15 protein-coding genes are annotated in these 13,498 nt (G+C 67.2%); 9 read left to right on the top strand and 6 right to left on the bottom strand.

Annotated elements, in window-relative coordinates; all coding sequences use genetic code 11:
• Nucleotide 1 precedes the first annotated feature (1 nt).
• The 4 genes from MOX01_RS00165 to MOX01_RS00150 form a co-directional block, all read right to left on the bottom strand.
• Nucleotides 2-1,270, bottom strand: a complete 1,269-nt coding sequence (locus MOX01_RS00165; protein ID WP_058631046.1) for an ABC transporter substrate-binding protein — start codon at nt 1,268-1,270, stop codon at nt 2-4.
• Between the two features lie 89 nt (nt 1,271-1,359).
• Nucleotides 1,360-3,198, bottom strand: coding sequence for a class I mannose-6-phosphate isomerase (locus tag MOX01_RS00160; protein ID WP_082738355.1), 1,839 nt, complete (start codon nt 3,196-3,198; stop codon nt 1,360-1,362).
• Nucleotides 3,195-4,085, bottom strand: coding sequence for an ROK family protein (locus MOX01_RS00155; protein WP_061015119.1), 891 nt, complete (start codon nt 4,083-4,085; stop codon nt 3,195-3,197). The genes MOX01_RS00160 and MOX01_RS00155 overlap by 4 nt, the downstream gene beginning before the upstream one ends.
• Before the next feature lie 205 nt (nt 4,086-4,290).
• Nucleotides 4,291-5,313: a LacI family DNA-binding transcriptional regulator gene (locus MOX01_RS00150; protein WP_061015120.1), complete on the bottom strand. Its 1,023-nt coding sequence runs from the start codon at nt 5,311-5,313 to the stop codon at nt 4,291-4,293.
• A 227-nt stretch (nt 5,314-5,540) separates the two neighbouring features.
• Between MOX01_RS00150 and MOX01_RS00145 the strand changes: the two genes are divergently transcribed.
• From MOX01_RS00145 to MOX01_RS00130, 5 genes are all read left to right on the top strand, one after another.
• Nucleotides 5,541-6,728 carry a MalY/PatB family protein gene (locus tag MOX01_RS00145; RefSeq protein ID WP_141368015.1) on the top strand — a complete coding sequence of 396 codons (1,188 nt, stop codon included), beginning with the start codon at nt 5,541-5,543 and terminating at the stop codon, nt 6,726-6,728.
• A gap of 96 nt (nt 6,729-6,824) precedes the next feature.
• Complete coding sequence (locus MOX01_RS00140; RefSeq protein ID WP_058631043.1) at nt 6,825-7,055, top strand: hypothetical protein; 231 nt, start codon at nt 6,825-6,827, stop codon at nt 7,053-7,055.
• The gene (locus tag MOX01_RS00135; RefSeq protein ID WP_230977752.1) at nt 7,052-7,819 is read left to right on the top strand and encodes a 3-keto-5-aminohexanoate cleavage protein; all 768 of its coding nucleotides are present in this window, start codon (nt 7,052-7,054) and stop codon (nt 7,817-7,819) included. Before MOX01_RS00140 ends, MOX01_RS00135 begins: the two co-directional genes overlap by 4 nt.
• 35 nt (nt 7,820-7,854) lie before the next feature.
• Nucleotides 7,855-8,013 (top strand): hypothetical protein, encoded by a 159-nt coding sequence (locus MOX01_RS19020; RefSeq protein WP_157543518.1) that lies wholly within the window; start codon nt 7,855-7,857, stop codon nt 8,011-8,013.
• Between the two features lie 36 nt (nt 8,014-8,049).
• The gene (locus MOX01_RS00130) at nt 8,050-8,331 is read left to right on the top strand and encodes an NUDIX hydrolase (RefSeq protein WP_141368014.1); all 282 of its coding nucleotides are present in this window, start codon (nt 8,050-8,052) and stop codon (nt 8,329-8,331) included.
• A gap of 3 nt (nt 8,332-8,334) precedes the next feature.
• Here MOX01_RS00130 and MOX01_RS00125 read toward each other — a convergent pair whose 3' ends face one another.
• Entirely contained in the window at nt 8,335-8,721 is a 387-nt protein-coding gene (locus MOX01_RS00125) for a VOC family protein (RefSeq protein ID WP_141368013.1), read from the bottom strand.
• 176 nt (nt 8,722-8,897) lie between these two features.
• Here MOX01_RS00125 and MOX01_RS00120 point away from each other — a divergent pair, with 176 nt between their 5' ends.
• Both MOX01_RS00120 and MOX01_RS00115 read left to right on the top strand, forming a co-directional pair.
• The gene (locus MOX01_RS00120; RefSeq protein ID WP_141368012.1) at nt 8,898-9,839 is read left to right on the top strand and encodes a hypothetical protein; all 942 of its coding nucleotides are present in this window, start codon (nt 8,898-8,900) and stop codon (nt 9,837-9,839) included.
• On the top strand, nt 9,830-10,123 hold the full coding sequence (locus MOX01_RS00115) for a hypothetical protein (RefSeq protein ID WP_141368011.1): 294 nt from the start codon (nt 9,830-9,832) through the stop codon (nt 10,121-10,123). The genes MOX01_RS00120 and MOX01_RS00115 overlap by 10 nt, the downstream gene beginning before the upstream one ends.
• Nucleotides 10,124-10,205: 82 nt before the next feature.
• Here the strand turns inward: MOX01_RS00115 and MOX01_RS00110 are convergent, their stop codons facing one another.
• Nucleotides 10,206-11,207, bottom strand: coding sequence for an SDR family NAD(P)-dependent oxidoreductase (locus tag MOX01_RS00110; protein ID WP_141368010.1), 1,002 nt, complete (start codon nt 11,205-11,207; stop codon nt 10,206-10,208).
• Between the two features lie 86 nt (nt 11,208-11,293).
• Between MOX01_RS00110 and MOX01_RS00105 the strand changes: the two genes are divergently transcribed.
• Both MOX01_RS00105 and MOX01_RS00100 read left to right on the top strand, forming a co-directional pair.
• Nucleotides 11,294-11,872: a TetR/AcrR family transcriptional regulator gene (locus MOX01_RS00105; RefSeq protein ID WP_230977750.1), complete on the top strand. Its 579-nt coding sequence runs from the start codon at nt 11,294-11,296 to the stop codon at nt 11,870-11,872.
• A 119-nt stretch (nt 11,873-11,991) separates the two neighbouring features.
• A complete protein-coding gene (locus tag MOX01_RS00100; protein WP_141368009.1) occupies nt 11,992-12,987 on the top strand; it encodes a hypothetical protein in 996 nt (331 codons plus the stop codon).
• Nucleotides 12,988-13,498: the final 511 nt, after the last annotated feature.

Raw genomic sequence — 13,498 nt, 5'->3', positions numbered from 1 at the left:
CTTACTCCTGCTCTGCCCAGTACTTGTCAGCCGTGGCCTGGATCTTCTCCAGGAACGGCATCGGGTCGCCGGGGTTGGCGTTGAATGCGCCGAACTGCTCGATCGCGGTGGTCACGATCTCGGTGGGCATCGCCTCGAAGAACCGGTCGTAGAGCATGTAGTCGTCGCCGGCGATCTGCTCGCCGATCTCAGCCAGTGCGGGGTCGGAGACCTTCGCCTTCGGGTTGAACGCGACGTCACCGTGTGCGTCGTTCCACGCGGTCTGTGCGTCGGGCGACATCCACCATTCGGCGTAGGCCAGGCCGAGGTCGCGCTGCTTCGAGTTCTCGGCGGTGCAGATCGGGCCCGACTCCACGGCCACCGGTGTGGCATCGAGGTCGTCGCTGACCGCGGGGATCGCGAACATGCCGTAGTCATCGGTGGTCATGCCGGCGCCTTCGAGGTTGCCGGCGAAGAACGTGCCGAAGTTGATCATGGCGTAGTCGCCCTGCTTGAGGCCGACCGCGGGATCGGTCGTGCTGCCCGCGTCGCTGAACCAGCCCGCCTTCTGCTCGTCGAGCCAGACGTTCATGATGTCGACGATCTCGGGGTCGGTGTACTTCACGTCGCCCGTGGTGAGTCCGGCGTACAGGTCGGGGTCGGTGGAGGCGACCAGGTGCTGGAACCACTGGAAGGTGAACAGCACGCTGGTCTGGTAGTACGGGGTGACCCCTGCATCCTTCAGCGTCTCGGCGGCGGTGTTCAGCTCGTCCCAGGTCGTCGGCACCTCGATGCCGTTGTCGGCGAAGGCGGCCTTGTTGTAGAACATGATCCAGTAGGCGATGTTCATCGGCACGCAGTACTGCTTACCGTCGAAGGTATAGCTGTCACGCAGGTCTTCGCTCACCCAGCCCTCGTCGACCGCCTTGGACCAGATGTCGGTGGTCTCGGCGACCAGACCCTCGTCCACGAGCTGCTTGAGCGACTCGCCGGTGTGCCAGGTGAACAGTCCCGGCGACTTGTCGGTGCGGAACGACTGCTTGATGAAGGCGTCGTACTGGTTGGCGTCGGAGTAGCCCGTGGTCTTCAGGGTGATGTCGACGGCATCGCCACTGACCTCGTTGAGCGACTCGAAATCGGGCTTCCACGCCGCCTTGTCGGTGTAGAAATCGAGCGTGCCGGTGACCTCGCCCTCCCCGCCGGATCCGGAGTCGCCGGAGCATCCGGCCAGCGCCAGGGTGCCGAGGAGGAGACCGGCCGCGGCGGCGGCGATCGTGCGTCGCGAAATCATTCTGAACTCCCTTGTTCGTATTTCTCGGGTGTGCGGTGTGTGTCGGGTGTGCGGTTTCTCGGGTGCGGTGCTCGTCGGGTGCGGCGTCTTCAGCTGTCGCTCGAGCGCGAGCCGCGCACGTAGGCCTTGACGGTCGCGAAGCGCGGACTGCGCGAGTTCTCGGTGCGCCGGATGAGGTAGGCCCCGACGGCGGCCGGGACGATGAACGTCTCGGCGTAATGGATCACGAAGGGAGCGAAGGCGTCGGTGGGGCTGACCACCTCGACCTCATCGCCCTCCACGAGGTTGAGCACGTTCACGGTGCCCTCGGTGTCATGGTCGGCCGTCTGGGTGAACCAGTGTCGACGCACCTCGATGAACTCGAGCTCGTGCAGGCCCGTGCTCTCCTCGATCACGTCGCCGTCGGTGCGGATGGTCTCGACCTGGTCGATGAGGTTGTCGCCGACCCAGGTGGTGTCGCGGTCCCACTGGATGTTGTTGGCGCCGTGGTCGAGGTGCACGGGGCGGGGGATCCCGTCGAGTCCCACCCGGCCCCAGTCCCAGAGCTTGAAGGTGAAGATGAACGGCGTCGCCGAGATCTCCAGCACCATCGAGTTCGCGCCGGAGCAGTGCACGGTTCCGGCGGGGATGGCGAAGTGGTCGTGCTTGCGGGCCGGGAACGAGTTGACGTACTTCTCGGCGGGGAACGGGTGCTCGCCGTCCTGGGCCGTCGCCAGCTCCTGGAGCATCTCGGCGGGATCGATGCCCTCCTTCGTCCCGAGGTACACCACCGCGTCGTCGCCGACATCGAGCATGTAGTAGCTCTCGTCCTGCGTGTAGTGCATGCCGAACGTGTTCTGGATGTAATCGGTGAGCGGGTGCACCTGCAGGCTGAGGTTGCCGCCGTCCATGGTGTCGAGGAAGTCGAAGCGGATCGGGAACTCGGCGCCGAATCGCGAGAACGTCTTCGCGCCCAGCAGGTCGACAGGGCGGCTGAAGACGAGGTCCAGGGCGGGGATCTCGATCACGCCGCCTTCGCCCTCCAGCAGCAGCGAGTTCTCCTCGGGGACGCAGTCGAAGCACCAGGCGTAGTTGTCCTTCGAGGGGTCGAGGCCGATGAGGTTCTTCATCCACTGCCCGCCCCACACGCCGGGGTCGAAGAACGGGACGACGCGGAACGGGCGACGCGCGGCGTCCTTCAGGGCCTGACGGAAGGCGGCTCCCGTGATCATCCCAGCCTCCGGCGAATCCGGATGCCGCTCGGCCGGCGAGATCGCATTGCCGTCGAGCACGAAGTCGACCGTGTCGAACAGGGCGCGCTTGTGACGGTCGGCGGTGCGCCATTCCACGAAGAAGCCGCGCTTGTACTTGCGGAGGTTGTCTTCCGAGGCGTTGTCGGCGCGCCAGTTGGTCGCGCCCTTGCGCTGGCGCAGCTGGATCTCCCAGCGGGCCATGTCGACGAGCACCGTCACGGCGTCGCCCGTCAGGCGCGGGGAGAGCAGGGCCGCGCCCCAGCCGATCACCACGGTGGGGTTCTCGACGACCGTGTCTGCCAGGGCGTCGAGCTTCGCGGTGTCGTAGAAGTCGGTGAGGGCGAAGTGGCTCATGACACCGAAGACGCGGTCGTCGGTGAGGCTCGGGGCGATCAACTGTTCGACCTCGGCGACCGGCCGCGCGGCGGCCTCGACGTCGACGACCGCCCACTCCGGCAGCGACTGGCGCACCTGGGTGGTGAGGGCCTCGACGTCCACTCCGGGGTAGGTGTCGATCAGCAGCACGGGGGCGGTGCCGGTCACCCGGGCGCAGGCTTCGGCGAGCTCGGCCGCCGCCGTCCAACCGTGCGCGCCGCGGAGGATGCGCTCCCCGGCGGGCAGTGCCACGGTGGGCTGGGTGTCGTAGCGACCTCGGGTGGTGTGCCCTTCATGCATGTCGCTGATCGGCGTGGTCACTGTTCCTCCTGCGGGATGGCGGTGTGGGTGGTGGCGGTGTGGGTGGTATGGATCAGGGTGCTGAGCCCGCGGACGACGGAGAGTTCGGGCTCGGGCGGGACGACGAAGTGCGGCGGGGTCAGCGATGGCCATAGGTGCTCGCGCACGAAGTCCTCGATCGGTGCGCTCACGGCGTCGCCCGCGCGCAGGATGCCGCCGGAGAGGATCACGACGGCGGGGTCGTAGGAGTGCACGAGCGACGTGACGACGGCGCCCCAGACGTGCAGGAAGCGGTCGCGCAGGTCGGGGTGCGCGTCCGTGGTGAAGACCTGCGTCATGGAGACGTGCTCGGGGAGTGCCCTGGTGCTCGCCAGTGCTTCGCCGCAGCCGATGTTCCCGCACGGGCAGGTGGGGCCGTCGATGTCGACGGTGAGGTGTCCGCCCAGGATCCCGGCGTGGCCGGTGCGTCCGCGCAGGGGCGATCCGTCGATCATCGCCGCGGTCCCGATGCCGGTGCCGAGGGTGACGAGCACAGCGTCGCGTTCACCGGCCGCGCTGCCCGAGGAGGTCTCGCCGATCAGCGCCGCGCGCGCATCGTTCTCGACCACGGACGGCAGGTCGAACTCGGTGTGCGCCCAGGCGTGCAGGTCGATGTCTTCGAGGAAGTCGTACTTGGCGTTGGCGTGCAGCATCCGGTCGCTGCGGGGGTCGACGACGCCAGGGACCGCGATGCCCACGGCGTCGGCTGCGCGGCCGGTCTGATCGAGGAGTGCGCGGGCATGAGCGGCGGCCTTGTCGAGGTCGGTGGGGGTGCCTTCGACCGGGATGCTGCGCGAGCCGACGACATGGCTGCCGTCGGTGAGGGCGATCTTGATCTCGGTGCCTCCGAAATCGATGCACAGCTCCATCCGGCCTCCTCGTCGATGATTGGTAACGTTATCAATGCGGAGGTGAGGTGTCAACACGTTGCGTACGCCCCGCCCAGGCCGCTTCACTTGCATGATCGGCGGACGGATGCATGAGCCGCGGCGCGGAATGGTTCATGCATTCGGGGGTGGGTCATGCATGTGAGCCGGGAAGCAGCAGTGCGGTGGGGAACCGCGCCCGTGCGCGTCAGCGCACGCCGCGCAGTGACACGGGCAGTTCGAGCTCGCGGTGCTCCCTGTCGCGCTCGCCGCCGTCCAGGCGGTCCAGCAGCAGGCGCGTGGCGGTGCGGCCGAGCTCGCGGGGGTCGTGGTCGATCACGCTGATCGGCACGGGGGAGAGCTCGGCGAGCTCGAAGTCGTCGAAGCTCACGATCTCGGGGAACTCCGACGCGGGGCGCGACCCGGCGTTGAGCTGGCCGTTGATCTCCTTGAGCGCACCGATCGCGTTGCGGTTGTTGGCGCAGAAGATCGCGGTGGGCGGATGCGACGCGGCGAGGAGCGTTCGCGTCGCCTCGCGCGCCTGATCGACGGTCTGCTGGTTCGTGGCGACGAGCTGCGGGTCGACCGTGAGGCCCCGCTCCTGCATGGCGCGGACGAAGCCCGCGTAGCGGCGCTCGCCGGTGAAGATCGACAGCGCATTGCCGAGGTAGCCGATCCGGGTATGTCCGCGATCGATGAGCGCCGTCGTCCCGCGGTGGGCGCCTTCGTCGTCGGCGAGCACGACGCTGTCCACGGCGAGTCCTTCGATGCGTCGAGAGGCGAGCACGACGGGGACACCCTGGTTCTGCGAATGGGCGAGGTGCGCGGAGGTCGTGCCGGCGGGGACGACGATCAGCCCGTCGACGCGGCGGCCGAGGAAGTCGCCGACGAGGTCGGCTTCGCGCGCAGGGTCCTCCGAGGTGTTGCCGAGCAGGATGCGGCGACCGGTGAGGGCGGCCTCCTCTTCGACGCCGAGCGCGAAGGTGGAGTAGTAGGGGTTCGCGATGTTCGTGATCGCGACGCCGATGAGGCCGCTCGAGTGTCCTGGACGGATGCTGCGTGCGTTCTCGTTGCGGTGGTAGCCGAGCTCGGCCACGGCCTCCATCACGCGCTGCTGCACGTCGGGTTTGACGTTGAGTCCGCCGGAGAGCGTGCGGGAGACGGTCATGGGGCTGACGCCGGCTCTGGTCGCGACTTCCTTGACGGTCGGGCGGCGCGCTGGTTCGCTCATCACTGCCCTCCGAATGTGGTGCCGTCGATCAAGGGAACGTTACCAGCGCCCCTCCGGTTCTGCGGAGGCATCGACCGCCGTCACGGTGGGAAACCCGAGATGCGAGGGAGCGGGGCCGTCCGTAGATTGGACTGGTCCCGCTGCGAATGGAGTTCCCCGTGTCCGAGATCCGCGTCCTGCGTCTTTCCTGTATCGACGCCGCCGACTGACTCGGCGGGACCCAGACCATGACCTCCGCCTCCCCCGTGCATCCGTTCGATGCCCGCAACCGTCTGTTCCTCGACCGGCCGCAGAGCCGCAAGTGGAGTCTGCACCCCGGACACATCGGCGCCTGGGTGGCGGAGATGGACTTCGGGGTCGCGCCCGAGATCGCGGAGGCGCTGCATCGCGCGATCGACGACGAGAACCTGGGATACCTCTCCCCTCCGCAGGCCGCGGAGCTCGGTGAGGCCTCATCTGAGTGGATGCGCGACGAGTACGACTGGGCGGTCGATCCCGAGCGTGTGCATCCGGTCTCGGACGTGATGGCGGCCCTCGGCGTCGCGGTGCAGGAGTATGCGCCAGCGGGTTCGCCCGTGATCGTGCCCACCCCCGCGTACATGCCGTTCCTGACCTACCTGCCGGCGATCGGACATCCGGTGATCGAGGTCCCCGGCGTCGAGGTCGACGGGCGCTGGCAGCACGATCTGCAGCGCATCGATGAGGCGTTCGCTGCCGGCGCGAGGACGCTCGTGCTCTGCAACCCGCACAACCCGACCGGCACGATCGTCGGGCGTGATGAGCTGGAGGCGATCGCAGAGATCGTCGAGCGGCACGGCGGGCGGGTGTTCGCGGATGAGATCCACGCCCCGCTGCGCTATGAGGGTGCGTCGTTCGTGCCGTACGCGTCGGTGTCGGAGGTGACGGCCGCGCATACGGTGACGGGAACGAGCGCCTCGAAGGCCTGGAACATCCCTGGGTTGAAGACGGCGCAGCTGATCACCTCGAACGAAGCCGACCAGCAGCTGTACAAGCGGTTCGGTTTCGCGGTGCAGCACGGTGCGGCCACGCTCGGGGTGGTGGCCTCGACGGCGGCATACCGGTCGGGCAAGCCCTGGCTGACGGAGGTGACCGACTACCTCGACGGTTCCCGGCGGCAGCTGGCGACGCTGGTGGAGGAGCACCTGCCCGGAGCCGTGTATCACGTGCCCGAGGCGACATACATCGGGTGGATCGACACGGCGGCGCTCGGGATTCCGGGGCCGCCCGCCGAGTTCTTCCGCGAGCAGGCGGGGGTCGTGCTGACCGAGGGACGGCTGCTCGGGCGTGGCGCCGAGGGTCACGTGCGGGTGGTCTTCGCGACACCCCGTCCGATCCTGGAAGAGGCGTTCGCGGCGATGGGCGATGCCGTGCGTCGGGCGGGTCTTCTGGTCTGAACCGGTCTCGCTCGGGCGATGGGGCGGAGGCTGTCAAGCCCCTCCGTCGTGTCGGTGGTCTGACGTAGAAAGGGATGCGAGAGAAGGGATCCCGCCATGGCTGCAGGCGACATCGAGACGTTCCACCGCAACGGCATCTGGTTCAACCGCATCGAGGGGGAATCGCAGACGTTGGGGAGCAGCTTCATGAGCGAGGCCGAGGCGGTCAAGGTCGGCCGCAGCGCGGCGGTGGCGCGTCAGGTCGAGCACACGGTGCGCGCCGAAGAGGGCCCGTCGACCGACTCCTCTCCCTATGACCTGCACCCCCGCGAGCTGATCGGCCGATGACCGCGCCGGACTCGGACCCGCCCGCCCGGCCTCCGCGTCGGATGCTGTTGCAGGCATGCGTGAACGGCGCTCGTGATGCGGTCGAGCACCCGTGGTTGAGTGCGGATGCGTCGGTCGTCGCCGACGATGCCGCGCGTGCTGTGGTGGCGGGAGCGCACGAGGTGCATGTGCACCCGAAAGACGAGGCGGGTCGCGACAGTCTCGCCGCCGACGATGTCGCCCGATGGGTGGCCGCGGTGCGCTCCGCGAGCCCCGGTGTGCCGGTCGGCGTGACGACGGGAGCGTGGGCCGCGTCCGACGTCGAGCGCCGCCTTGCCGCCATCGAGGCGTGGACGGAGCTACCCGATCACGCGTCGGTCAACTGGCACGAGGCCGGCGCCGATGAGGTGGCCGCGCTGCTGCTTAGGCGCGGCGTCGCGGTCGAGGCCGGGTTGTGGGACGCGGCCGGCTTCGAGGTGTGGAAGCGGTCGCCCGTTCGCGGGCAGTGCCTGCGGGTGCTGATCGAGCTCCCCGACGAACCGACCGATGTGCTGCGTGATCACGCTGAAGGGATGATCGCCCACGTGCAGCTCGAGGAACCCGACCTCCCGATCCTGTTGCACGGCGAGGAGGGCTCGACGTGGCCGGTGTTCGACCTTGCCGTCGAGTTCGGGCTGGCGTCGCGCATCGGCCTGGAAGACACGCTGCTGCTCCTCGATGGCACGACTGCTCCGGGGAACGCGGCTCTGGTTCGGGCGGCCGTGGCGCGGATGCGGGGAGTCTGACCGGGCGGGTGTGCGGGGTGCGGCATCCTGGGGCGATGTTCTCTGGCTCTTTTCTTCTCGTCCTTCTCGCGAATCTCGCGTACGTCTTCATCGGGATCGCTGTCGTGTGGCTGGTGATCTACTCGGCCGTGCGCGCGGCTCTCGCGTCGCACCGGCAGGCGACGGCCCGAGAACGACGGCCCGGCCCGGAGTGACGGCCTACGCGCAGTCTCGGAACCGAGACTCCCGGTATGCCGTTCTCTGAGTACGTCCGATCGATCCGCGCGCGGATCGGTCATGACCTCATCCGCATCACCGGTATCGTCGGCGCTTTCGGTGGCGAATCGCTCGTCGTGACGTATCCGAACGGGGATCGTGTGTCGTACGTGTCGACCGCGTTCGCGTGCGAACTGCTCGATCCGCCGGTGCCTGATCAGGACGAGGTCGTCGAGGTCGGGTGGTTCACGCGTGCCGAGATCGCCACGCTGCCGCATCCGGTGTGGGTGGATCGGATGTTGGCCGACGTCGGCTAATCCTCACTCTCCGCTTGCGCCGTCCCACCCCGACCAGTCGGGACGGTCGACGATGCAGAAGCGGTTGCCCTCCGGGTCTTCCATGATCACGTAGTCGGCGTCGGACGGGCGTCCGTCCCAGTGCACCTCGCGCGCACCCAGAGCGAGGAGCCGCTGCACCTCGGCGGCCTGATCCTCGGCGTAGATGTCGAGGTGGATGCGCGGAGGCAGTATGCGCTCGGAGTGGTGGGCGTCGAGGGCGATGCAGGGAGCGTCGGCATCGCGCGGTTTCAACACGACCCAGTCGTCGTCCGCGGGGTCGCGTTCGACGTAGTCGAGAGCTGCCTTCCAGAACGTGGACTGCGCGGGGAGGTCCGTCACGCGGATCACGATCGACACGAGCTTCAGCATGGAGCGAGTGTATGACCGCTGAAGGGTCTCGGATAGTCGGAATATCGGCATGCGATGATCCGTATGAATGCTTTATGCCGTCAAATGTGCAATTCTCCCCGTATGTCGCCGCTGGGTGACGTCACGATCGGAGAAATACGATGATTCGCGCGAAAAGGTGTCTGACGGCGGCGAGTATGGTGACGCTGGCTGTATGGGGGATCGCATCGTTCGCGGTGCCCGCGGCCGCTGATGACACGTTATCGCCAGGCGACGCGTCGCCGGATGAGGTCTCGGCATTGGTCGCCGAAGCAGCACAGTCCGCAGGAGCTCCCGCCGCGGTCGCGGCTGAGGGCTCTGCCGTGGTGAACGTCCCGCAGGAGGCATCCGAAGGCGTCGTTGTTCAGGCGGATGACGGGACGACCTTCACGGTGTCTGCGCCGGTCGGAGTGTCGACCGGCACCGGGGCGACGGCGGCGGATGGCTCGACCGTGTACCGCGGCGAACAAGGCGGACCAGATGTGACGGTCACTCCCGTGCAAGATGGCGTGCGGATCTCGACCGTGCTCTGGGACGAGTCCGATCCCGCAAGCTTCAGCTACCCGCTGCCGGACGGCGTCGATGCCGAAGTGCAGCCAGACGGCGGTGTGATGCTCACTCGCGCGGTCGGGGGCTCTGCAGGTGTCGCCGAGGTGATCGGTGAGGTGGAACCCGCGTGGGCGGTCGATGCCGACGGAGTCGCGGTGCCCACGGCATACGTCATCGCAGACGGGATGCTGACGCAGGAAGTGGATACGACGGACGCAGCCTTCCCTGTCGTCGCCGATCCGACCTGGGGATTCATGAGCGCGCTTCAGATCCGCGTGCGATGGAACCGGGCGGAGACTGCGACGATTGCAGGCGGTGGGTGGGGAAGTGCCGGTATGGCGGCAATCTGCGGACCCGCGGGACATGCCGTCGCGGGCCCCGCCGGGGCTGCCGCTTTCGCAGCGGGGTGCTTTGCGACTTCCGCGCCCGCCATCTACACCGCAGGCGTTGCTCAGAACTCGAAGCCCAAGCGCTGCCTCGAAGGGTTTCTCACTTACGTTCCCGGCGTCAGCCTCATCGTTCCTTGGTACGGAACCTACTCATGTCGCTGAACCCGGAGTCGTATGTCAATTCGTTCCGCAAGCGAGTCCGGATTCTCTTCTCTCCCCTGCGCTTGACGCTCTCTATAGTCGCAATCATCTTCTGGGTGATCAGTAACGGGATTGTCATGAGCAACGGCGGCGAACCTGCGTGGCTCGGGCCGCTGTCAGTGATTCCGCTCTTCGCCTTCTGGGGCTGGACGGCGGTGACGGATGCGAAGATGCGCGAGCTGGACCGAGGGGGTGTCGAGGAAGGCGCCGATGTGTCGACCAGCCCTGACCTCGACGTTCGATAGTCGAGCTGCCCCCCGTCCCCTCGGGCATACGAAACGCCCCCGCCGTTCGGGTCGGCGGGGGGCGTCGGCTTCGCGGTCGGGCTTACTGCACGGACCATCCGCCGTCGGAGGCGAGGATGGCGCCGTTGATGTTCACGGCGTCGTCCGACAGCAGGAACGTGATCGAGGCGGCCAGGTGCTCGGCGGTCGCGACGGTCGGGATCGCCTGCTGGAACGGGGCGAGGCGGCCGGAGCCGTACTCCGACATGTTCGGGGGCATCGGGATGCCGGTGGCGACGCCGCCAGGGGCGACGGAGTTCACGCGGATGCCCTTCGGCCCGTACATGAAGGCGGCCGACTTCGTGACCCCGATGATGCCGTGCTTGCTGGCCGTGTAGGCGTTGCCCGAGGCGTTGCCGCGCAGGCCCGCCTCGCTCGAGACGTTGAGGATCGCACCTCGACCGGCAGCTTCCATGACGGGGATGACCGCGCGCATGAGCTTGAACGGAGCAGTCAGGTTGATCGCGATCACGCGGTCCCAGACGGCATCGGGTGTCTCACCGGCGGGGGAGAAGTCGTCGTTGATGCCGGCGACGTTCGCGAGGCCGTCGATGCGGTCGCCCGCGGCGGCGAGCACGGCGTCGATAGCGTCCTGCGTGGTGAGGTCGCCCGCGACCGTGACGATGTCGGCATCCGGGAGCTCGGCCTTGAGGGCGTCGAGCTTCTCGGCGGCGATGTCGCTCGCGATCACGCGTCCGCCTTCCCGGGCGATGCGCGAGGCGGTGGCCTTGCCGATGCCGGAGGCGGCGCCCGTGACGATGACGGTCTTGCCTGCGAAGCGGCCGGAGGTGACTTTCTCGGTCCAGCCCTCGGAGTCGTCGGCTTCGGGGATCTCGCCGTCGTTGGCCGCGCGCACGAGGTCGTCGACGACCGACTGGGGAAGTTGGCCCTGGCTCATCGCGACCAGCTGCTGAAGCGGAAGGCCCAGCACGGGTGTGAGGAGCTCGGGGTCGGCGCCCGTCTGCTCGAAGAGTCCGCGGATGAGGGGGCCGCCGGTCGGGTCGTTCATCCAGTCGCCGATGGTGGAGTGTGCGGTGAGGGCCATGCTCGTTCTCCTTGCTCGGGTGCCGTTGTAGTTTCGCAACGGTGCGTCTACTTATATTCCAGTGTACGCCTGAGTACGGTGGACGGGTGCCTCGTCCTCGCAGTGAGAAAGCCCGCCAGTCCGTGCTGGACGCGATGCGGCGCGCGCTCGCCGCAGACGGATACGACGCCGTGACGATCGAGGGCCTCGCGGCTGAGGCGGAGGTGTCGAAGCAGACGATCTACCGGTGGTGGCCGTCGAAGGCCGCGATCCTCGGAGAGGCGCTGCTCGAGGGGACGGTCCCTGGTTCGGATGTCGTCGTGCCGATGACGGGCGACCTCGGCGCGGACCTGCGCGCATGGTTCACGGCGGTGTCCGCGGGGCTGGCTCGACCCGAGGGGGTATCGCTGGCGAGGGCGCTGATCGAGGTGACGGCGGCTGATCCGGAGTTGGGGCTCGTGCTGAACGAGAGGCTGGCGGCGCCTATTCGGGAATGGGTGTCGGAGCGAGTGGCGCGCGGACGGACCGCGGGGGATGTGCGGGCGGACGTGGATGCGGGCGCGATCGCGGATCAGTTCATCGCCATGGCGTCGTACTCCGCGCTGATCGGGCAGCCGTTGAGTGCGGAGCGGGTGGAGGAGACCGTGGTGCGGTTGCTGCGGGGGATCGCGGCGTCTGGTCTCTGAGGCGCCGCGCTCATCGGCCTGCCCGACGAGGTGTGAGGTGCTCGCGGGCACGTGACGGGCGGCTTGGGGCGGACGCAGAATATCAATAGCGTCCTCATTTGTGTGCTTTCATTGCTCATGTGGCCTCACCCGGCAGTGAGGCCAACTATCGGCGGGCCGCTACCAGTGAATGGACCACAGAGATGTTGCAAAGAAGGCGCGAACTCATCGTCGCGATAGCCGCCACCCTTGCCCTCACGGCAACGATGGCTTCACCAGCTCATGCATCCGACAGCGACGTTGATGACGTGGAGTCTGTTTCGGCCACCATTGAGGCGGCGACCCCGACAACGACTCTGTCTGAGCCGGGGGTGGTACAGGGTGGCCAGTTGAGCACGACGGTGGGGGAGATCTCAGCAGCAGTACCCCTTTCGGCTGAAGAGAACGTTGTTGTGAGTGTGCCGATCGATGGAGGCACCCAGGCGGAGAGTCGGGCCATCGAGCTGCCCGACGAAATCCCCATCAGCGATGGCGTGGTGGCTGAGGATGGCACTGTCGTCTTCACTGCCGACGACCGTTCGGGTGATGCAGTTGCTGTGCAGACGCTCGCCGACGGATCGACGCGCATCCAGACCGTGTTGGGCGGTGCCGAGAGCCCACACGAATTCGGATACCGCATGGATGGCTATCAGCCGTACCAGAGTGACACGGGTGAAGTGATCTTCTTGGGCGAGTCCGGAGATTATGTGCCCGTTGCGGCTCCGTGGGCGACTGACGCGAATGGTGCCGCGGTGGAAACGCGGTATGAGGTGCGAGGGGATGAGCTGTTCCAGGTTGTGACCCCGAGCGCCACAACCGCGTATCCGGTAGTGGCTGATCCGAGCTGGATCTGGAACGGCCCGATCTGGGGAATGAAGCTCACGCGTGCTGAAACCTCGCGGGTCCGGGACTACACGGCTGCGGTCGGGATGTGCGGAATCTTCGGAAAGGCGCTGCCGAGGGTGTTCCAGGCGTGCGCCGTCTTTGGCTCATACATTGTGGCTCAGGCGCATATCGCTCAGGGAGACAACCCTAAGACCTGCTTGTTCTTCACTGCCGCGCCGGTGCCAGGGGTCATCATGAGAGTGACGTGCTGACGAAGGAGCGATGGCAATGATCTTGGAAATCGGCGGCGAGCTCGCTGTCTACCTTGTCGTCTGCGCTCTGGGGGTCAGCATCGGTATCAGTTCCGGGATGACCCTCCCCCGAGGTCTGGGAGTAGTCGTAGCGATCGTCAACGTGGTCATCGTGGGCGGCGTTGTCGCTGGGGGATTCCTGTTCGGATCGGAGGCGCCATGGATTGGACCCATCTTTGTGTTCGCGGCTCTCGTAATGAGGGTGGTGACGGGGGCATTGGAGCTGGCTCGTTTACCTGCATTGAGTGAGGAATCATTCGTACAACGAGCCGTGTTGGTGTTCTCCCCTCGACGAATTCGCATCATTGAGAATGCGAACGCGCAGGATCCCGCGAGCTCGCTTGCCGACTGCGAAGGACGGACAACATGGTCTACACCGCCATCGGGATAGCACTCCTCCTCTGGGGTGCCTTGGTCGGGCGAGTGGGTCGGAATTTGGGCACTCTTCTCGCCACCGTCCCCGTCCTGTTGT

Source organism: Microbacterium oxydans (genome assembly GCF_006540085.1).
Lineage (GTDB): Bacteria > Actinomycetota > Actinomycetes > Actinomycetales > Microbacteriaceae > Microbacterium > Microbacterium oxydans.
Note: the sequence above shows the minus strand (reverse complement) of the source record. Positions and strands in the feature narration are given on the sequence as shown.